A 19,720-nucleotide genomic window follows, 5' to 3' on the forward strand; every position below is an offset into this window, starting at 1 on the left:
GTTAATTACGCTTCAACAATTGCCAGAATGTCGCTCTCGGACATGATCAACACTTCTTCATTGTCGATCTTCTCGGATTTCACGCCGTAGCCATCGTTGAAAATGACGATGTCACCAACTTTAACGTCCAGTGGCTGCACAGTTCCGTTTTCCAGGATGCGGCCCTTACCGACAGCGATGATTTCGCCACGCGTTGATTTTGCTGCTGCTGAACCGGTCAGAACGATGCCGCCAGCAGACTTGGTTTCAACTTCTTTACGTTTGACGATCACACGATCATGTAACGGACGAATACTCATTGATAGCTCTCCTTTGAGAAAGTCATTATCAGTTATGGATGACGCCGGTCCGCATGCGGTTTTCCGGCTAGTGCCCTGAGAGATGGGGATAGCTTTTTACCCCTTCAAGGGGTAATCGAAAAAAAATTTGCGAAAGTGTTACCATCCACTCTCTTTTGATGGTGGCGGGACGAGGTAAATGAGTGGACTCAGGCAGGAGTTGGGGCTGGCGCAGGGCATTGGCTTACTCTCAACGTCTTTGTTAGGCACGGGCGTTTTTGCGGTTCCCGCGCTGGCGGCGTTGGTTGCCGGCAATAACAGTCTTTGGGCATGGCCGGTGCTGATCGTGCTGGTGTTTCCTGTGGCGATTGTCTTTGCCATACTCGGGCGGCACTTCCCGAGCGCAGGCGGCGTAGCGCATTTTGTCGGCATGGCGTTTGGGCCGCGAATGGAACGCGTCACCGGCTGGCTATTTTTGTCGGTGATACCCGTTGGCCTTCCGGCAGCCCTGCATATCGCAACCGGCTTCGGACAGGCGCTGTTTGGCTGGCACGATGAACAGCTGCTGCTGGCTGAACTCGGTACGCTGGCGATTATCTGGTGGGTTGGCTCACGCGGGGCCAGTTCCAGCGCCAACCTGCAAACGCTGGTCGCCGTGTTAATCGTCGCGCTGATCGTCGCCATCTGGTTTGCGGGTGACATTACGGTGGCGGATATTCCTTTCCCCGCGATTAATGACATCGACCACACACAGCTTTTCGCTGCACTATCCGTCATGTTCTGGTGTTTCGTCGGTCTGGAGGCGTTCGCTCATCTGGCATCCGAGTTTAAACAGCCCGAGCGTGATTTTCCCCGCGCGCTGATGATTGGCCTGCTGCTGGCGGGCACCGTGTACTGGGCCTGTACCGTACTGGTGCTGCACTTCAACGCGTTCGGTGAAGAGAAAGCCGCCGCCGCGTCGCTGCCGGGCATCGTGGTGCAGCTGTTTGGCGTTAAAGCCCTGTGGGTAGCCTGCGTGATTGGCTATCTCGCCTGCTTTGCCAGCCTCAACATCTATATTCAGAGCTTCGCCCGGCTGGTGTGGTCTCAGGCACTTTATAAACCGGATAGCCCCCTCTCACGCCTGTCAAAGCGTCAGCTTCCGGTGAATGCGCTGAATACCGTACTGGGCTGCTGCGTGGTGAGTTCCCTGGCCATTTATCTCCTCGACATCAACCTTGACGCGCTGATTATCTACGCCAACGGTATTTTCATCATGATCTATCTGTTGTGCATGCTGGCGGGCTGTCGGCTACTGAAAGGACGCTTTAAGGCGCTGGCGGCTATCGGGTGTGTCCTGTGCCTGCTGCTGCTGGCGATGGTGGGATGGAAGAGTGTGTACGCCATCGTCATGCTGGCGGGGCTGTGGGTGTTATTACCGAAGCGGCAAAATCCGCAGGCCCGGTGAGCGAGCGCCACCGGGCAAGAAACTTACCGATCGTCTTTATGATCTAACCGGTCGCGCTGCTCATCCTTACGCTGATATTCCCCTTCAAAGGTATCCCCCGGGCCGGTGCTGAAACCACCGCCTGGCATACGGCTGAAACGCAGGTGCGGCAGCAGCTTCATGGTCAGATGCTTCTGCACCGGCGGCAACAGCAACAGCAGGCCAAGGAAGTCAGTGAAGAACCCAGGCAGGATCAGCAGCAGGCCAGCAATAATCAGCGACACGCTTTTGATCATCTCGGCGGCCGGGCTTTCGCCTGCGGCCATCTTCTGCTGCATTAACAGGAAATTTTTGAAACCTTGATTGCGCACCAGCGACATGCCAATGACGGAGGTGAAGATCACCAGAATCAGCGTCAGCAGGACGCCCAGCACATGGGCAACCTGGATGAAAATCGAAATCTCAATGTAAACATAAAGAAAGAAAGCAATAAATGGTATCCAGCGCACTGGCATCTCCTGTGTGGCAGGTGCCTTCTGGCCCCTGACTGAATGTGTTCGCGAAGCGCGTAGATAAGAAATGGTGACGGTTAGCCAAAATTCAATCGGTTTGCACGGATATTTTTTCTGGAAATATTAAAGCGGTGACATATTTCACAGATTAATAATTATCATGAAATCGGGTCGATAATAAGTGATCCAGCTTACGGCAATTCGCTATCATCAGCATATGATCTCGAACATCTGGCCGATTGAGGGAATAATCGTCGGTCATAAAATATTCAAAACCACATATCTACTGTGTGTTTAGTACAATCCATCGGCAGCTTGAAAAGAAGGTTCACATGTTAAACAACATTCGTATCGAAGAAGATTTGTTGGGTACCAGGGAAGTTCCAGCGGATGCCTACTATGGTGTTCACACTCTGAGAGCGATTGAAAACTTCTACATCAGCAACAGCAAAATCAGCGACATCCCTGAATTTGTGCGTGGCATGGTGATGGTAAAAAAAGCCGCGGCTCTGGCAAACAAAGAGCTGCAAACCATTCCTAAAAGCGCTGCAAATGCGATTATCGCCGCGTGCGATGAAGTGCTGAACAACGGCAAATGCATGGATCAGTTCCCGGTTGACGTCTATCAGGGCGGCGCAGGCACCTCCGTCAACATGAACACCAACGAAGTGCTGGCAAACATCGGCCTGGAGCTGATGGGTCATCAGAAAGGTGAATACCAGTATCTGAACCCGAACGACCACGTTAACAAATGTCAGTCCACCAACGACGCCTACCCAACCGGCTTCCGCATCGCGGTGTATGCCTCTGTCGTCAAACTGGTCGACGCGATTAATCAGTTGGGTGATGGCTTCCAGCGTAAAGCCGTTGAGTTCCAGGACATCCTGAAAATGGGTCGTACCCAGCTGCAGGACGCGGTGCCAATGACCCTCGGCCAGGAGTTCCACGCGTTTAACGTGCTGCTGAACGAAGAGACGAAAAACCTGCTGCGCACGTCCGAACTGCTGCTGGAAGTGAACCTGGGCGCTACCGCCATCGGTACACGCCTGAACACCCCGGATGGCTATCAGCAGCTGGCGGTACAGAAGCTGGCTGAAGTGTCCAACCTGCCGGTTGTGCCTGCAGAAGACCTGATTGAAGCCACCTCAGACTGCGGCGCCTACGTGATGGTGCACAGCGCATTGAAACGTCTGGCGGTGAAACTGTCCAAAATCTGTAACGACCTGCGCCTGCTCTCCTCCGGTCCGCGCGCTGGCCTGAATGAAATCAACCTGCCAGAGTTGCAGGCGGGTTCATCCATCATGCCAGCTAAAGTGAACCCGGTAGTGCCAGAAGTGGTGAACCAGGTTTGCTTCAAAGTCATCGGTAACGATACGACCGTGACCATGGCCTCCGAAGCCGGTCAGCTCCAGCTGAACGTAATGGAGCCGGTGATTGGCCAGGCGATGTTTGAATCTATCCACATTCTGACCAACGCCTGCTACAACCTGCTGGAAAAATGCATTAACGGCATCACCGCGAATAAAGAAGTGTGTGAAGGCTACGTCTATAACTCCATCGGCATCGTCACCTACCTCAACCCGTTCATCGGCCACCACAACGGCGATATCGTCGGGAAGATTTGTGCCGAAACCGGTAAGAGCGTGCGTGAGGTGGTTCTCGAGCGAGGATTGTTGACCGAAGCCGAACTGGACGATATCTTCTCCGCCCAGAACCTGATGCACCCGGCATATAAAGCGAAACGATATACCGATGAAAGCGAACAGTAACCGTTCAGGCTAAGCTTCCGAAAGGCACGTCACTTGTGACGTGCCTTTTTTCTTTATGGCCGTTACCAAAACACAACAATTCAATATCAACTTGTTAATAAGCAAGGCAGGTCTTTATGTTTGGAGCAGAACTCGTCATCGTCCTGTTGGCGATTTATTTGGGCGCACGACTCGGGGGTATCGGCATCGGCTTTGCCGGCGGTCTCGGCGTGCTCGTACTTACCCTGATCTTTCAGATTAAACCCGGCGCAATCCCTTTTGACGTTATCGAAATCATCATGGCGGTTATCGCTGCCATTGCGGCCATGCAGGTCGCTGGCGGTATGGACTACCTGGTGAGCCTGGCGGAGCGTATGCTGCGTCGTCATCCAAAATACATCACCTTCCTTGCCCCACTGGTGACCTGGTTTATGACCATTCTCGCCGGTACTGGCCATACCGCTTTCTCCACGCTGCCGGTCATCACCGAAGTGGCGAAAGAGCAGGGTATTCGCCCGTCTCGCCCTCTTTCTATTGCTGTAGTCGCCTCCCAGATTGCGATCACCGCCTCGCCCATTTCTGCGGCAGTGGTCTTTTTCGCGGGTATTCTCGAGCCGATGGGCGTAAGTTATCTGACGCTGCTGGCGATCTGTATTCCGGTCACGCTGATTGCGGTAATGATCACTGCCGTGCTGTGTAACTTCCTCGGCGCCGAGCTGAAAGACGATCCGGTTTACCAGGAGCGTCTGGCAAAAGGTGAAGTGAGCCTGCGCGGTAGCCAGGTCTTTGAGCTGAAGCCGCATGCAAAACGCTCCGTGCTGCTGTTCCTGATTGGTATCGTCGCCGTGATGTTCTACGCGACCGCCATCAGCGATACGGTAGGTCTGATCCAGAACCCGGTTCTGCCGCGTAACGAAGCGATTGTGGTATTTATGCTGACCATCGCGACGCTGATCAGTATCACCTGTAAAATCGACACCAGCGAAGTGCTGAACGCCAGCACCTTCAAATCCGGTATGAGCGCCTGCGTGTGCGTGCTGGGTGTGGCGTGGCTCGGTGACACCTTCGTGAAAGCGCACATCAGCGATATCCAGACAGTTGCAGGCGACCTGCTGCACAACTATCCGTGGCTACTGGCGGTGGTGCTGTTCTTTGCCGCAACGCTGCTGTACTCCCAGGCTGCGACCACCAAAGCGCTAATGCCTGCGGCACTGATGCTGGGCGTGACGCCGCTGACGGCGATTGCCTCTTTCGCGGCGGTTTCCGCCCTGTTCGTGTTGCCAACCTACCCAACCCTGCTGGCTGCGGTAGAGATGGATGACACCGGCTCGACCCGTATCGGTAAATACGTGTTTAACCACGCGTTCCTCATCCCGGGCGTGGTGGCGATTACGCTCTGCGTGGTCCTCGGCTTTATCATCGGCGGCATTGTGCTGTAAACGGTTAGCCGTTGTAAAAATAGTTAAAAACGGGCCGCGCTGCGGCCCGTTTCATTAATGACCAATCACATGGCGTGATATAGTGAAGACTTTCGTGATGAGGAAGTCGACTTGTGAACACACCTGATGCTGTTGTTGTACTGTGTACCGCCCCTGATGAAGCTTCCGCCCAGGATCTCGCCGCCAAAGTGCTGGCCGAAAAACTGGCTGCCTGCGTCACGCTACTTCCCGGCGCCACCTCCCTTTATTACTGGGAAGGCAAGCTGGAGCAAGAGTACGAAGTCCAGATGTTGCTCAAAACCAATTTGACCAACCAGCAGGCGCTCCTCGACTGCCTCAAGTCTCATCATCCTTACCAAACCCCGGAGCTGCTGGTGCTGCCAGTGGTCCACGGCGATAACGATTATCTCTCATGGCTCAACGCTTCTTTACGCTGATCCTGCTGCTGTGCAGCACGTCAGTTTTTGCCGGGTTGTTTGACGCGCCCGGCCGTTCGAACTTTATTCCTGCCGACCAGGCATTCGTTTTCGACTTTCAGCAAAACCAGCACGATCTCAGTCTCACCTGGCAGGTGAAAGAGGGTTATTACCTCTATCGCAAGCAGGTCAGCATCACGCCGGCAAAGGCTGACGTCGGCGCATTGCAGATGCCCGCTGGCGAATGGCACGAGGACGAGTTCTACGGTAAAAGTGAAATTTATCGCCAGCGCTTAAGCGTGCCCGTCACGGTGAATCAGGCGGATAAAGGCGCAACCCTGACGGTGACGTATCAGGGTTGCGCCGATGCGGGCTTCTGCTATCCCCCTGAAACAAAGGTCGTTCCGCTTAGCGAAGTGAAAGCGGCGGCCTCCCCTCTCCCCTCAGGGGAAATGGCCAGTGTGAGGGGTGAAGGCGAAGCCGCTTCAGACCTTCCGTTCTCAGCGCTTTGGGCGTTATTGATTGGTATCGGCATCGCCTTTACGCCCTGCGTACTGCCTATGTACCCGCTTATCTCTGGCATCGTGCTGGGTGGTAAGCAACGCCTTTCCACCGCCCGCGCGCTGTTGCTGGCCTTTATCTATGTGCAGGGCATGGCGTTAACCTATACGGCGCTCGGCCTCGTGGTCGCCGCTGCCGGGTTGCAGTTCCAGGCCGCCCTTCAGCACCCCTATGTGCTTATCGGACTGTCAGCAGTGTTTATTCTGCTGGCGCTGTCGATGTTTGGCCTGTTCACTCTGCAACTGCCCTCTTCCCTGCAAACCCGTCTGACGCGAATGAGCAACCGTCAGCAGGGGGGCTCTGCGGGCGGCGTGTTCGCCATGGGTGCCATCGCCGGGCTGATTTGCTCCCCCTGCACCACCGCGCCGCTGAGCGCCATCCTGTTATACATTGCCCAGAGCGGCAACCTTTGGCTCGGCGGCGGCACACTGTACCTTTACGCGCTCGGCATGGGTCTGCCGCTGATCCTTGTGACGGTATTTGGCAATCGTCTGCTGCCGAAGAGCGGCCCGTGGATGGAGACAGTGAAAACCGCGTTTGGTTTTGTCATTCTGGCGCTACCGGTATTCCTGCTGGAACGCATCATCGGTGATGTGTGGGGTACGCGTCTGTGGGCTATGCTCGGCGTGGCCTTCTTCAGCTGGGCATTTATCGTGAGTCTGGGTGCGAAGAAACCGTGGATGCGCCTGCTACAGATCCTTCTGCTGGCGGCCGCGCTGGTGAGCGTCCGTCCGCTACAGGACTGGGCGTTTGGCACCCCGGCAGGTCAAACACAGGCTCATCTGAATTTTATACAGATTAAAAACGTGGATGACCTTAACCGCGCCCTGGTGCAGGCGAAAGGCAAACCGGTCATGCTCGATCTCTATGCCGACTGGTGCGTGGCCTGCAAAGAGTTTGAAAAATACACCTTCAGCGATCCGCAGGTACAACATGCGCTGAGCGATACCGTTCTGCTCCAGGCGAACGTTACCGCCAACAGCGCGCAGGATAAGGCTCTGCTGAAGCAACTTAACGTGCTCGGGCTGCCTACCATCCTGTTCTTCAATGAACAGGGGGAAGAACAGCTGACGCAGCGTGTAACCGGGTTTATGGACGCGACGACATTCAACGCGCATTTGCGCAATCGCCAACCGTAAACAACACTTTAGACGGGACAAACCGTTGGGAATAGCGGAGGAGATAACCGTGCAACGCGAAGACGTACTGGGACAAGCCCTGCAATTACTTGAGATTCAAGGGATCGCCAGCACCACGCTTGAGATGGTAGCCGACCGTATCGATTACCCTCTGGATGAACTTAAGCGCTTCTGGCCGGATAAAGAGGCGCTGCTGTATGATGCCCTGCGCTATCTCAGCCAGCAGGTGGATATCTGGCGCAGGCAACTGATGCTGAATGAAGAGCTGACCACCGAGCAAAAGCTGCTGGCACGCTATACCGCACTGACGGAGTGTGTCACCAACAACCGTTACCCAGGCTGTCTGTTTATCGCCGCCTGCACCTACTATCCGGATCCCGGACACCCCATCCATCAGCTGGCAGATCAGCAAAAACGAGCCGCGCACGAGTTCACACACGAGCTGCTGACCACACTTGAAGTGGATGATCCGGCAATGGTCGCGAAGCAGATGGAGCTGGTGCTGGAAGGTTGCCTGAGCCGCATGCTGGTGAACCGTAGCCAGGCGGATGTGGATACGGCGCACCGTCTGGCGGAAGATATTTTGCGGTTTGCGCAGTGCCGTATGGGTGGTGCACTGACCTAAGCCAGCATTCCCGTCCAGGCGGAAATAAACAAACACAGCGCCATTGCACGTTGAAATCGCACCATCGCCACGGTGGTGCGGAAAATCCGGTTCACCGCCTTCCCCAGCCACGCCCAGCACAACAAACAGACCACTGAGATCGCCAGAAACCATAGCGCCATCAGCGAAATATCCCGTAATGCATGGTCGCTTGCCGGAGCAAACAGGCTGACGACGGCCAGCGCCATCATCCAGGTTTTTGGGTTTACAACCTGTAATAACGCCGCCGCCCGCGCGGTAAATCGGACATGACGCCTGGAGGAGAGATTCGCGGCCGGGGCGCTAAACAGCTGCCAGCTCATCCAGGAAAGCCACAGCACGCCCGCCCAGCTCATCACCTGACGTATCAGCGGATACTGGCGTAACACTTCTCCTGCCCCAGCGCCTGAAACCAGAACAATAGCGCTGGCGGCAATACACCCGCCCAGGATCGCAGGAACCGTATTTTTTACGCCAAAGTGCTGACTGTTAGCCAGTACCAAAATATTGGTTGGCCCCGGCGTAATCGAGGCGACAAATGCAAACAGCAGGAAGGGTATTAAATTCACAGGTGGCTCCTTTTAGTAGAGCCATGAATGTGCCGTTATTTTCTGGAAACGTCTGGAAGGTTTGTGCACAACCGACGGTAGTGTGCCGGAGAAATACGGTACGCCCGCTGGAACCAGCGACCAAGATGGCTTTGATCGGCAAAACCTACTGCCGTCGCCACATCAACAGGCAGTTCCCCATACGCCAGCATCTGTCGGGCCTTTGCCAGGCGCAGCTGGATAAGCCAGGCGTGCGGCGCAAGGTGAAATTCGCGCTTAAAGCAGCGGGTGAGCGTAAAGCGATCCGTCCCCGTCTCCCGCGCAAGGTCTGACAGCCCCACGTTCTCGCCGATATGCGCATAGAGATAGTCGCGGGCACGCTGCGCCACAGCGGAGCTTTGTAACTGCGACGGGAGCTTCTTCCGCCAGTGGCAGTGGGCTGTAATCTTAGTGAGCAGGTTATCCATTGTGCTCTGTTGTACGATCTTCATCTCATCGTTATGCAGCGAGGCAAATGTATCACCAATAGCGCGCACCAGCTGAGGCTCTCGCGTCAGCGTTTGGGCAAAGTGGAGGGTGTAACTCCCGGGAGTAGAGTCATACAGCCCTTGAAGCGTACGGGTGAGCCAGTGTTCATCCAGATAAAAGGTCAGATAAGTAAAGCCACCCTCTACCGGTGCATCACCGTCATGAATTTCACCAGGCTCAAGTAAAAAAGCATCGCCCGGCTGGCTACGGTGGCGTTCACGGCGACAGTGGAACTGCTGCGTACCGGAAAGGGTTATTCCGACCAGATAGCTATCATGCCAGTGGGGATCAAAGGCGTGTCCTTCGAAATGCGCCTTAATTGTCTCAATACCTGTTTCTGCATGCTGACGCAGCTCAAGCCAGTCGTTTGCCATACTGCCCTCCTCTTACCGTCAGCATTGTCACATCTTGCCTGAACTGTCTGGAAGATTTGTGCATTTTCAGCGCACAAACGGACAGATTGCCGCAAACTTAAGCAGTTGAACAGCTTTTCCCGAAATAATGTTGACGATCGCGCGCGATTGCGGTTTAATGCGCTCCGTTGCCCGGATAGCTCAGTCGGTAGAGCAGGGGATTGAAAATCCCCGTGTCCTTGGTTCGATTCCGAGTCCGGGCACCACTATTTAAAGAACCCAGCCTATGGCTGGGTTTTTGCTTTTCTGCGCTTATCAAAACCTTACCTAAATTTTATTCCTGTATCTCTTCCCGATGAGGTCGTGCGGCCAGCATTGCCCGGTGGCGCTGCGCTTACCGGGCCTACAAAACCCGCAGGCCAGATAAGGCGAAGCCGCCATCCGGCATGTTTTTCCGCGCACAAAGCAAAAAACCCCGCACCTTCCGGTACGGGGTTCTTTCTGTTTGATGCCTGGCAGTTCCCTACTCTCACATGGGGAGACCCCACACTACCATCGGCGCTACGGCGTTTCACTTCTGAGTTCGGCATGGGGTCAGGTGGGACCACCGCGCTAAAGCCGCCAGGCAAATTCTGTTAATCTGTATCAGGCTGAAAATCGTGTCTGTCTCTTCGCCAAAACAGCTTCGGCGTTGTAAGGTTAAGCCTCACGGTTCATTAGTATCGGTTAGCTCAACGCATCGCTGCGCTTACACACCCGACCTATCAACGTCGTAGTCTTCAACGTTCCTTCAGGAGACTTAAAGTCTCAGGGAGAACTCATCTCGGGGCAAGTTTCGTGCTTAGATGCTTTCAGCACTTATCTTTTCCGCATTTAGCTACCGGGCAGTGCCATTGGCATGACAACCCGAACACCAGTGATGCGTCCACTCCGGTCCTCTCGTACTAGGAGCAGCCCCCCTCAATTCTCCAGCGCCCACGGCAGATAGGGACCGAACTGTCTCACGACGTTCTAAACCCAGCTCGCGTACCACTTTAAATGGCGAACAGCCATACCCTTGGGACCTACTTCAGCCCCAGGATGTGATGAGCCGACATCGAGGTGCCAAACACCGCCGTCGATATGAACTCTTGGGCGGTATCAGCCTGTTATCCCCGGAGTACCTTTTATCCGTTGAGCGATGGCCCTTCCATTCAGAACCACCGGATCACTATGACCTGCTTTCGCACCTGCTCGCGCCGTCACGCTCGCAGTCAAGCTGGCTTATGCCATTGCACTAACCTCCTGATGTCCGACCAGGATTAGCCAACCTTCGTGCTCCTCCGTTACTCTTTGGGAGGAGACCGCCCCAGTCAAACTACCCACCAGACACTGTCCGCAACCCGGATTACGGGTCTACGTTAGAACACCAGCCATTAAAGGGTGGTATTTCAAGGTTGGCTCCACGCAGACTGGCGTCCACGCTTCAAAGCCTCCCACCTATCCTACACATCAAGGACCAGTGTTCAGTGTCAAGCTATAGTAAAGGTTCACGGGGTCTTTCCGTCTTGCCGCGGGTACACTGCATCTTCACAGCGAGTTCAATTTCACTGAGTCTCGGGTGGAGACAGCCTGGCCATCATTACGCCATTCGTGCAGGTCGGAACTTACCCGACAAGGAATTTCGCTACCTTAGGACCGTTATAGTTACGGCCGCCGTTTACCGGGGCTTCGATCAAGAGCTTCGCGTTGCCGCTAACCCCATCAATTAACCTTCCGGCACCGGGCAGGCGTCACACCGTATACGTCCACTTTCGTGTTTGCACAGTGCTGTGTTTTTAATAAACAGTTGCAGCCAGCTGGTATCTTCGACTGATTTCAGCTCCGCCCGCAGGGGCTTCACCTACACATCAGCGTGCCTTCTCCCGAAGTTACGGCACCATTTTGCCTAGTTCCTTCACCCGAGTTCTCTCAAGCGCCTTGGTATTCTCTACCTGACCACCTGTGTCGGTTTGGGGTACGATTTCGTGTTACCTGATGCTTAGAGGCTTTTCCTGGAAGCAGGGCATTTATCACTTCAGCACCGTAGTGCCTCGTCATCACACCTCAGCGTTAATAAGGTACCGGATTTACCTGGAACCTCCGCCTACATGCTTAAACCGGGACAACCGTCGCCCGGCTGACATAGCCTTCTCCGTCCCCCCTTCGCAGTAACACCAAGTACAGGAATATTAACCTGTTTCCCATCGACTACGCCTTTCGGCCTCGCCTTAGGGGTCGACTCACCCTGCCCCGATTAACGTTGGACAGGAACCCTTGGTCTTCCGGCGAGCGGGCTTTTCACCCGCTTTATCGTTACTTATGTCAGCATTCGCACTTCTGATACCTCCAGCACCCCTCACAGGACACCTTCAACGGCTTACAGAACGCTCCCCTACCCAACAACACATAGTGTCGCTGCCGCAGCTTCGGTGCATGGTTTAGCCCCGTTACATCTTCCGCGCAGGCCGACTCGACCAGTGAGCTATTACGCTTTCTTTAAATGATGGCTGCTTCTAAGCCAACATCCTGGCTGTCTGTGCCTTCCCACATCGTTTCCCACTTAACCATGACTTTGGGACCTTAGCTGGCGGTCTGGGTTGTTTCCCTCTTCACGACGGACGTTAGCACCCGCCGTGTGTCTCCCGTGATAACATTCTTCGGTATTCGTAGTTTGCATCGGGTTGGTAAGCCGGGATGGCCCCCTAGCCGAAACAGTGCTCTACCCCCGAAGATGAATTCACGAGGCGCTACCTAAATAGCTTTCGGGGAGAACCAGCTATCTCCCGGTTTGATTGGCCTTTCACCCCCAGCCACAGGTCATCCGCTAATTTTTCAACATTAGTCGGTTCGGTCCTCCAGTTAGTGTTACCCAACCTTCAACCTGCCCATGGCTAGATCACCGGGTTTCGGGTCTATACCCTGCAACTTAACGCCCAGTTAAGACTCGGTTTCCCTTCGGCTCCCCTATACGGTTAACCTTGCTACAGAATATAAGTCGCTGACCCATTATACAAAAGGTACGCAGTCACCCCATAAAGAGGCTCCCACTGCTTGTACGTACACGGTTTCAGGTTCTTTTTCACTCCCCTCGCCGGGGTTCTTTTCGCCTTTCCCTCACGGTACTGGTTCACTATCGGTCAGTCAGGAGTATTTAGCCTTGGAGGATGGTCCCCCCATATTCAGACAGGATACCACGTGTCCCGCCCTACTCTTCGAGTTCACAGCAAGTGTGCTTTCGTGTACGGGACTATCACCCTGTACCGTCGGACTTTCCAGACCGTTCCACTAACACACAAGCTGATTCAGACTCCGGGCTGCTCCCCGTTCGCTCGCCGCTACTGGGGGAATCTCGGTTGATTTCTTTTCCTCGGGGTACTTAGATGTTTCAGTTCCCCCGGTTCGCCTCGTTAACCTATGTATTCAGTTAACGATAGTGCAACGAATTGCACTGGGTTTCCCCATTCGGACATCGCCGGGTCAAAGGTTCATATCACCTCGCCGGCGCTTTTCGCAGATTAGCACGTCCTTCATCGCCTCTGACTGCCAGGGCATCCACCGTGTACGCTTAGTCGCTTAACCTCACAACCCGAAGATGTTTCACTTCCGATTGCGAAAATTTGAGAGACTCGAACACACCATTAAAGATGTGTCGTTTCAATTTTCAGCTTGATCCAGATTTTTAAAGAGCAAATATCTCAAACATGACTCGCAAGTCAGTTTTGAGATATGACGGCAGGTGACTTTCACTCACGAACCAGCAAGTGGCGTCCCCTAGGGGATTCGAACCCCTGTTACCGCCGTGAAAGGGCGGTGTCCTGGGCCTCTAGACGAAGGGGACGTACAGTCTCAATCGCAAGACGCCTTGCTATTTACTTTTCATCAGACAATCTGTGTGAGCACTACAAAGGCAGGTTCTTTAAGGTAAGGAGGTGATCCAACCGCAGGTTCCCCTACGGTTACCTTGTTACGACTTCACCCCAGTCATGAATCACAAAGTGGTAAGCGCCCTCCCGAAGGTTAAGCTACCTACTTCTTTTGCAACCCACTCCCATGGTGTGACGGGCGGTGTGTACAAGGCCCGGGAACGTATTCACCGTGGCATTCTGATCCACGATTACTAGCGATTCCGACTTCATGGAGTCGAGTTGCAGACTCCAATCCGGACTACGACGCACTTTATGAGGTCCGCTTGCTCTCGCGAGGTCGCTTCTCTTTGTATGCGCCATTGTAGCACGTGTGTAGCCCTACTCGTAAGGGCCATGATGACTTGACGTCATCCCCACCTTCCTCCAGTTTATCACTGGCAGTCTCCTTTGAGTTCCCGGCCGGACCGCTGGCAACAAAGGATAAGGGTTGCGCTCGTTGCGGGACTTAACCCAACATTTCACAACACGAGCTGACGACAGCCATGCAGCACCTGTCTCAGAGTTCCCGAAGGCACCAATCCATCTCTGGAAAGTTCTCTGGATGTCAAGAGTAGGTAAGGTTCTTCGCGTTGCATCGAATTAAACCACATGCTCCACCGCTTGTGCGGGCCCCCGTCAATTCATTTGAGTTTTAACCTTGCGGCCGTACTCCCCAGGCGGTCGACTTAACGCGTTAGCTCCGGAAGCCACGCCTCAAGGGCACAACCTCCAAGTCGACATCGTTTACGGCGTGGACTACCAGGGTATCTAATCCTGTTTGCTCCCCACGCTTTCGCACCTGAGCGTCAGTCTTTGTCCAGGGGGCCGCCTTCGCCACCGGTATTCCTCCAGATCTCTACGCATTTCACCGCTACACCTGGAATTCTACCCCCCTCTACAAGACTCTAGCCTGCCAGTTTCGAATGCAGTTCCCAGGTTGAGCCCGGGGATTTCACATCCGACTTGACAGACCGCCTGCGTGCGCTTTACGCCCAGTAATTCCGATTAACGCTTGCACCCTCCGTATTACCGCGGCTGCTGGCACGGAGTTAGCCGGTGCTTCTTCTGCGGGTAACGTCAATCGACAGGGTTATTAACCCTGTCGCCTTCCTCCCCGCTGAAAGTACTTTACAACCCGAAGGCCTTCTTCATACACGCGGCATGGCTGCATCAGGCTTGCGCCCATTGTGCAATATTCCCCACTGCTGCCTCCCGTAGGAGTCTGGACCGTGTCTCAGTTCCAGTGTGGCTGGTCATCCTCTCAGACCAGCTAGGGATCGTCGCCTAGGTGAGCCGTTACCCCACCTACTAGCTAATCCCATCTGGGCACATCCGATGGCAAGAGGCCCGAAGGTCCCCCTCTTTGGTCTTGCGACGTTATGCGGTATTAGCTACCGTTTCCAGTAGTTATCCCCCTCCATCAGGCAGTTTCCCAGACATTACTCACCCGTCCGCCACTCGTCAGCGAAGCAGCAAGCTGCTTCCTGTTACCGTTCGACTTGCATGTGTTAGGCCTGCCGCCAGCGTTCAATCTGAGCCATGATCAAACTCTTCAATTTAAAAGTTTGATGCTCAATGAATTAAACTTCGTAATGAATTACGTGTTCACTCGTTGAGACTTGGTATTCATTTTTCGTCCGAGGACGTTAAGAATCCATGTCACTTTGAGTGCCCACACAGATTGTCTGATAAATTGTTAAAGAGCAGTTGCGACGCGCTTCAGCGCTCTGTCGCGAGGTGGCGTATATTACGCTTTCCTCTTTCAGAGTCAACCCGTTATTTCAGGATTTTTCTCTTCAACCGACCGGGTAGTCTGTGAAGTGATTCACATCTGCCGTGTCGATGGAGGCGCATTATAGGGAGTTCCCGAGCGACCGCAACAGAAAAGTTGCAAAAAAATGACTGACTGCTGTATTCCCCAGCAAAACCCCGCCTTATACCCTTTTACGCACAGAGTTATCCACAATCCATTGACGATCCCGGTGCGATCCCGCTAATTGAACACTATACTAGCGGCAAATATTCCTCTCGCAGACCAACCTGATGACGACACAACGACTTCAACGTGACTGGCGTATCCCAACCGCCGGGCTCGCCGTGCTGGTGTTACTTATGGCAGGTTTCGCACTGCATACGCACTGGAATGCTTTTATTCAGTGGTGCCTCGCCGCTCAGATCACCCTGCACCGTTATCTGGTGATGTATTTGCTGCAACTTAATAATCATCAGTACAGCGGTGGGCTGTGGTTGTTAACCGGTGCGTTTCTTTATGGTGTACTCCATGCCGTTGGACCAGGACACGGCAAATTTATCGTCGCCACGTATCTCAGCACCAATAAAGAGAGCCAGCTCGCGGCGCGCGTCGTACCGTTTATCGGTAGCCTGATGCAGGGCGTCAGCGCGATCCTCTTTGTGTTTATCCTGGCGGTTGGATTGAACCTCGCGTCAGGAGATATCAGTACCAGCCGTTGGTACGTCGAGAAAATCAGCGCCTTACTGATTGCCGCCTTCGGTGCGTTTATCATTTATCAGGCGCTCAGCAGCCTGCGTCCGCGCAAAATGGCGATTAGCGCCATCAAGCCGCATCATCAGCACAATGAACACTGTGGCTGCGGCCATCACGGCGTAGGGGTGGATCTGGCTAAAAGCGACTGGAAAACCCGTCTGGGCGTGGTGCTGGCCATTGGCGCACGCCCGTGCAGCGGAGCAATTATGATCCTGATGTTCTCGAATGCGCTCGGCATTATTAGCTGGGGAATTACTGCTGTGATGACAATGTCGCTGGGCACGGCGCTGTCGATTATGGGGCTGTCGCTGGCAGTACGTTACGCGCGTGAACGCACAGTAGCCTGGTTTAGTGGCGGCACTTCCCTGAACTGGGTAATGCCGATGGTCAAAATAGCCGGAGGAGTTGTTCTGATACTGTTCGCAACTATCCTCTTCCTGACGGTGATCCCCGTCAGCGTCAGCGGCGACTATATCGCCGCAGGATGCTAATAAAAGAAAACCCGCCAGCGGCGGGTTTTTTATCACTCGTTAATTCGCGGATGCTGGTCAACCAGGCGAGAACGTTTTTTCTGAAGCTCTTCAATCTCTGCGTCAATATCTTCAATCTTCTGCTCTACGTTATCGTAGTGCTCGCGCAGGATCTCCTTCGCTTCCTGAATATCGGACGCCGCAGGCGTTGCCCCTTTCAGTGGACGGTTCGCCGTCTCCTTCATAGTAATACCGGTAATCAGGCCAATCACCGCAATAACCATCAGATAGTAAGCAGGCATCATCAGGTTCTGCGTGCTCTCCACCAGTGAAGCAGCAAGCGTCGGCGTCAGGCCCGCAATCAGAACGGAGATATTAAAGGCTGCCGCCAGCGCACTGTAGCGAATATGCGTCGGGAACATTGCCGGTAGCGTAGAAGCCATCACCCCGATAAAGCAGTTGAGGATCACCGCCAGCATCAGCAGACCGGCGAAAATCAGCCCCAGCACATTGCTGTTAATCAGAATAAAGGCCGGGATTGCCAGCGCGAACAGCGCGACGCTACCGAGAATAATGAATGGCTTACGGCCAAAGCGGTCGCTCAGCAGACCCATAATCGGCTGCACGAACAGCATGCCTACCATGATGGCGATAATAATCAGCACACCGTGGTCTTCCGAGTAGTGCAGGTTATGCGACAGATAGCTCGGCATGTATGTCAGCAGCATGTAATAGGTCACGTTGGTGGAAATCACCAGACCGATACAGGTCAACAGGCTGCGCCAGTGTTTGGTCGCAATCTCCTTGAACGACACTTTCGGGCCATCCTGCAACCCTTCACGGTCGCCCTGCTCCAGCTTTTCAACGTGCTGCTGGAACGCAGGCGTCTCTTCCAGGGCGTGACGCAGGTAAAGACCGATGATGCCAAGCGGCAGCGCCAGGAAGAACGGAATACGCCAGCCCCAGTCGAGGAAGTTCTCTTCACCCACTACGGTTGAAATCAGAACCACAACTCCCGCGCCCATGACAAACCCGGCAATCGAACCAAAGTCGAGCCAGCTGCCCATAAAGCCGCGTTTTCGATCCGGAGAATACTCAGCGACAAAAATCGATGCACCGGTATATTCGCCGCCAACGGAGAAGCCCTGCGCCATCTTACAGATCAACAGTAGGATCGGTGCCCATATACCAATGGTCGCATAGGACGGAATAAGGCCGATACAGAATGTACTTATCGACATGATGACAATAGTAATAGCCAGGATCTTCTGGCGACCATATTTATCACCCAGCATGCCGAAGAACAGGCCACCGAGAGGGCGAATAAGGAAGGGAACAGAGAACGTACCCAGCGCGGCAATCATCTGCAAGCTGGGATCGGCACCGGGGAAGAACACTTTACCAAGCGCATAGGCAACAAAGCCGTAGACACCAAAATCGAACCACTCCATCGCATTACCGAGCGAGGCCGCCGTAATCGCTTTGCGCAGTTTCGCATCATCAATAATGGTGACATCGCGCAGCGTGATGGGTTTTACTTTTTTCCTTCTAAGCATAGCTTTCCTCGTAGACTCAGCCCCGTCCGTTTCACAGCGCATTTGCAAGCTGTGAACCAGAGATCCGCTCCATGCGAATCTCCTTATTCAAGCGTAGCAGGTTTACTTACATTGACGTTTTACCTCAATACAACCGAACCTGTTGACGCCTGTCTGGGCAGTTAAAGACCTTTTTACCCTACCAGCGTTTATATATGTGATCAACTTCACATATATTTTTCCGGTTCGTAAGTTGGCTTCAGGTTTTGTCAATTCACGATAAATAAGGTCATTCTCACCCCCTTTATCAAGCACATCTTAACACCCGTTATTATTCCTCTTAAAACAAAAAACAATCACATTTCTTCACATCGAATTTACACAAAATTTAATTATTAACAGCGGGCATTCCTGTTTACATTCAATATGTGACGCAGATAACTAAAACAGTGTTTTATTTTCATTGAATCGCAATTCCAAAGATCGCATGATAAACCCGAACACAATATCCCAGCGGCTTTCAAATGAAGGAATGCTAAGCACCTGAATTTCGCTTTACAGCATAAGTAACGAATCGATTGGTCTTCAAAAAAGGCAATCATTTGAATTTGTTGATCTATTTTTTGAGATTTCCGCCAGCCACGCGGGCGAGATGTGAGGGTTAATGATGAAGATTAAAGCAACAATAGAACGCATCCCGGGCGGGATGATGCTGGTCCCGCTGGTACTTGGCGCGATATTAAATACGCTGGCCCCGAATACCGGTGCTTATTTTGGCGGTTTTACAAAAGGTATGATCACCGGAACGGTGCCGATTCTGGCAGTCTGGTTCTTTTGCATCGGCGCATCTATTAATTTACGTGCAACTGGTACGGTATTACGTAAATCAGGGACGCTGGTCATTACTAAAATTGCGGTCGCCTGGGTCGTTGCCATGATCTGCGCGATGTTCATTCCGGAGAATGGCATACAGACCGGATTCTTCGCCGGATTATCCGTTCTGGCCATTGTTTCAGCAATGGATATGACCAACGGCGGTCTCTATGCCAGCCTGATGAATCAATATGGCACCAAAGAAGAATCAGGCGCGTTCGTGCTGATGTCCCTGGAGTCGGGTCCGCTGATGACCATGCTGATTCTGGGTTCTGCCGGCCTTGCCTCCTTTGAACCCCACCATTTTGTCGGGGCGATCCTGCCGTTCCTGATTGGTTTTGCGCTAGGCAACCTCGATCACGATCTGCGCGATTTCTTCAGCAAAGCCACCCCGGTACTGATCCCGTTCTTCGGCTTCGCGTTGGGCAATACCATCAATCTGAACGTGATTCTGGAAACCGGCCTGCTGGGTATTGTGCTGGGTGTTGCCGTCATCGTCATCACGGGTATCCCGCTAATTATTGCAGACCGCGTCATTGGGGGCGGTAACGGAACCGCAGGTGTGGCCGCCTCGTCGGCCGCAGGCGCTGCGGTAGCTAACCCGGTGATTATCGCCCAGATTAACCCGGCCTTTGAACCGGTGGCGGCTTCCGCCACGGCCCTGGTTGCCGCCAGCGTGATTGTGACGGCGATTCTGGTCCCGATCATCACGGCGCTGTACGCCAGACGTTTTGGACAGGTTCCGGAAACCCAGGCAGAGCCGAAAGCGGTAGAAATGCACCACTAAGCCGTTCGCCCCCTCCTTAAAAAGAGGGGGCA

At 53.8% G+C, this 19,720-nt stretch carries 13 protein-coding genes, 2 tRNA genes and 3 rRNA genes; 9 read left to right on the forward strand and 9 right to left on the reverse strand.

Annotated features, from left to right (window positions below):
- Positions 1–5 precede the first annotated feature (5 nt).
- The gene (locus tag AC4OVS_RS20195) at positions 6–299 is read right to left on the reverse strand and encodes a co-chaperone GroES (protein WP_003855929.1); all 294 of its coding nucleotides are present in this window, start codon (positions 297–299) and stop codon (positions 6–8) included.
- 178 nt (positions 300–477) lie between these two features.
- Between AC4OVS_RS20195 and yjeH the strand changes: the two genes are divergently transcribed.
- Positions 478–1,725 carry an L-methionine/branched-chain amino acid transporter gene (yjeH, locus tag AC4OVS_RS20200; RefSeq protein ID WP_491922671.1) on the forward strand — a complete coding sequence of 416 codons (1,248 nt, stop codon included), beginning with the start codon at positions 478–480 and terminating at the stop codon, positions 1,723–1,725.
- Positions 1,726–1,748: 23 nt separating this feature from the next.
- Here yjeH and AC4OVS_RS20205 read toward each other — a convergent pair whose 3' ends face one another.
- Positions 1,749–2,213: an FxsA family protein gene (locus tag AC4OVS_RS20205; RefSeq protein WP_003855925.1), complete on the reverse strand. Its 465-nt coding sequence runs from the start codon at positions 2,211–2,213 to the stop codon at positions 1,749–1,751.
- Positions 2,214–2,548: 335 nt separating this feature from the next.
- Between AC4OVS_RS20205 and aspA the strand changes: the two genes are divergently transcribed.
- The 5 genes from aspA to AC4OVS_RS20230 all read left to right on the forward strand — a co-directional run bounded on the left by aspA (position 2,549) and on the right by AC4OVS_RS20230 (position 8,144).
- Complete coding sequence (gene aspA, locus AC4OVS_RS20210; protein WP_003855923.1) at positions 2,549–3,985, forward strand: aspartate ammonia-lyase; 1,437 nt, start codon at positions 2,549–2,551, stop codon at positions 3,983–3,985.
- Between the two features lie 116 nt (positions 3,986–4,101).
- Positions 4,102–5,403 (forward strand): anaerobic C4-dicarboxylate transporter, encoded by a 1,302-nt coding sequence (locus AC4OVS_RS20215; RefSeq protein WP_008502949.1) that lies wholly within the window; start codon positions 4,102–4,104, stop codon positions 5,401–5,403.
- Between the two features lie 113 nt (positions 5,404–5,516).
- A complete protein-coding gene (gene cutA, locus AC4OVS_RS20220) occupies positions 5,517–5,840 on the forward strand; it encodes a divalent cation tolerance protein CutA (RefSeq protein ID WP_003855908.1) in 324 nt (107 codons plus the stop codon).
- Positions 5,816–7,519, forward strand: coding sequence for a protein-disulfide reductase DsbD (locus AC4OVS_RS20225; RefSeq protein WP_491922672.1), 1,704 nt, complete (start codon positions 5,816–5,818; stop codon positions 7,517–7,519). The genes cutA and AC4OVS_RS20225 overlap by 25 nt, the downstream gene beginning before the upstream one ends.
- Positions 7,520–7,568: 49 nt before the next feature.
- Positions 7,569–8,144, forward strand: coding sequence for a transcriptional regulator (locus AC4OVS_RS20230; RefSeq protein WP_017383972.1), 576 nt, complete (start codon positions 7,569–7,571; stop codon positions 8,142–8,144).
- Here the strand turns inward: AC4OVS_RS20230 and AC4OVS_RS20235 are convergent.
- Together AC4OVS_RS20235 and AC4OVS_RS20240 are read right to left on the reverse strand one after the other, a co-directional pair.
- On the reverse strand, positions 8,141–8,731 hold the full coding sequence (locus tag AC4OVS_RS20235; RefSeq protein ID WP_063148794.1) for a LysE family translocator: 591 nt from the start codon (positions 8,729–8,731) through the stop codon (positions 8,141–8,143). The genes AC4OVS_RS20230 and AC4OVS_RS20235 overlap by 4 nt on opposite strands.
- Positions 8,732–8,766: 35 nt before the next feature.
- Complete coding sequence (locus AC4OVS_RS20240) at positions 8,767–9,612, reverse strand: AraC family transcriptional regulator (RefSeq protein WP_063163231.1); 846 nt, start codon at positions 9,610–9,612, stop codon at positions 8,767–8,769.
- Between the two features lie 169 nt (positions 9,613–9,781).
- Here AC4OVS_RS20240 and AC4OVS_RS20245 point away from each other — a divergent pair.
- A tRNA-Phe gene (locus AC4OVS_RS20245) sits at positions 9,782–9,857 on the forward strand.
- 244 nt (positions 9,858–10,101) lie between these two features.
- Here AC4OVS_RS20245 and rrf read toward each other — a convergent pair.
- The 4 genes from rrf to AC4OVS_RS20265 form a co-directional block, all read right to left on the reverse strand.
- Positions 10,102–10,217, reverse strand: a 5S ribosomal RNA gene (gene rrf / locus AC4OVS_RS20250).
- 69 nt (positions 10,218–10,286) lie between these two features.
- Positions 10,287–13,191, reverse strand: a 23S ribosomal RNA gene (locus AC4OVS_RS20255).
- 183 nt (positions 13,192–13,374) lie between these two features.
- A tRNA-Glu gene (locus AC4OVS_RS20260) sits at positions 13,375–13,450 on the reverse strand.
- Between the two features lie 84 nt (positions 13,451–13,534).
- Positions 13,535–15,076 (reverse strand): 16S ribosomal RNA (locus AC4OVS_RS20265).
- The 16S, 23S and 5S rRNA genes sit together here with 1 tRNA gene alongside, the layout of an rRNA operon.
- Before the next feature lie 484 nt (positions 15,077–15,560).
- On the opposite strand from AC4OVS_RS20265, the gene AC4OVS_RS20270 reads away from it, so the two are divergent.
- On the forward strand, positions 15,561–16,514 hold the full coding sequence (locus AC4OVS_RS20270) for a nickel/cobalt transporter (protein ID WP_046618245.1): 954 nt from the start codon (positions 15,561–15,563) through the stop codon (positions 16,512–16,514).
- A gap of 32 nt (positions 16,515–16,546) precedes the next feature.
- Here the strand turns inward: AC4OVS_RS20270 and proP are convergent, their stop codons facing one another.
- On the reverse strand, positions 16,547–18,049 hold the full coding sequence (gene proP, locus AC4OVS_RS20275) for a glycine betaine/L-proline transporter ProP (protein WP_022646793.1): 1,503 nt from the start codon (positions 18,047–18,049) through the stop codon (positions 16,547–16,549).
- A 646-nt stretch (positions 18,050–18,695) separates the two neighbouring features.
- Here proP and kdgT point away from each other — a divergent pair.
- Entirely contained in the window at positions 18,696–19,688 is a 993-nt protein-coding gene (gene kdgT, locus AC4OVS_RS20280) for a 2-keto-3-deoxygluconate transporter (protein ID WP_022646792.1), read from the forward strand.
- Positions 19,689–19,720: the final 32 nt, after the last annotated feature.

The organism is Enterobacter sp. 4974935, assembly GCF_058661735.1.